The following is a 996-nucleotide window of genomic DNA, read 5'->3' as shown; positions in this document are numbered from 1 at the left end:
ACCGCCAGCAGACTGGTCCACAGCCAGTGGTCATAGCGCCGTTGCGCCAGGTCCATGGTGGCGTGGCTGCCAAGGAACACGGCGGCGAACAACGCCACCGAAATCACCAGCGCCAGCCACGATCCTTCGTGCCGACGCAGCCAGTCGCGCAGCAGGTAGCCGCAGATGAAGTAGGTGCTGCTGATCAGCGTGATTTCGAGGCCGAAGGGCAGGCCGGGCACCACCCAGGTCTGGCCACCGATGCTCACCGGTACTTGCCAGAACCACGGCAGTATCCAGATGCCGATCAACAGTTGCAGCACCATCAGCAGGCAGCTCACCGGCAGTGACAGCTTCAGGCGCTGGATCAGGCGCAGCATCACCCAACTGAACAGGATCGCTACCCAGAAGTGCGGCAGAAACCAAAGCGCCTGCCAGGGAATGGTATCCACCGAGGCATACAGAACGCCGCCGATGTCCGGTAGCAGGGGTTGGCCGCGCAGTACGTCGCGTACGATCACATACACCAGCATCGTGAAGAAAAACGGCTTGAGCAGACCGTCGGCCTTGCGCACCGCCATCTCTACAAACGGCTGCTCGGGCTTGAAGAACACACCGGACAGGAAAAAAAACAGCGGCAATATGAACGAGGCAATGATCGGGTACTGCAGCTCCAGCGAGTTCGCCACGAACCAACTGTGACCGTACACGATCATCAAGATGCCGATGCCCTTGGCGATGTCCATTTGAATCCAACGATGCTTCACGTGACCTCTCCCTCTCTATAAACCCCTGCAGCGCGCCTCACGCCTTGCGCCACGGCTTCAACCACAGCCCCATCCCAAGCAACACCACCGCCCCCGCCAGGGTGCTCAGCCCCAGTTGCAGCCACACGCCATCAATTCGAAACAACGCCAACGCCGCCAACCCCATTACCAGCGCACTGAGCCCCCATTGCCGGGCCCAGGGCAGGTCGCCGAGCAGCGATTGACGCTGCATCAGCAGCAACGCCGTGCA

The 996-nt window shown here is 61.0% G+C and carries 1 protein-coding gene and 1 pseudogene; both read right to left on the bottom strand.

Annotated features, from left to right (window positions below; all coding sequences use genetic code 11):
• Positions 1-746: acyltransferase family protein (locus HX803_RS32385; protein ID WP_372339960.1), on the bottom strand; the 746-nt coding region annotated here is incomplete at its 3' end.
• Between the two features lie 37 nt (positions 747-783).
• A pseudogene (locus tag HX803_RS32380) lies at positions 784-996 on the bottom strand (murein biosynthesis integral membrane protein MurJ); the annotation flags it as partial.

It is taken from the genome of Pseudomonas sp. P7548 (genome assembly GCF_013386585.1).
Classification (GTDB): Bacteria; Pseudomonadota; Gammaproteobacteria; order Pseudomonadales; family Pseudomonadaceae; genus Aquipseudomonas.
This window is presented reverse-complemented; position numbering and strand designations above follow the sequence as displayed.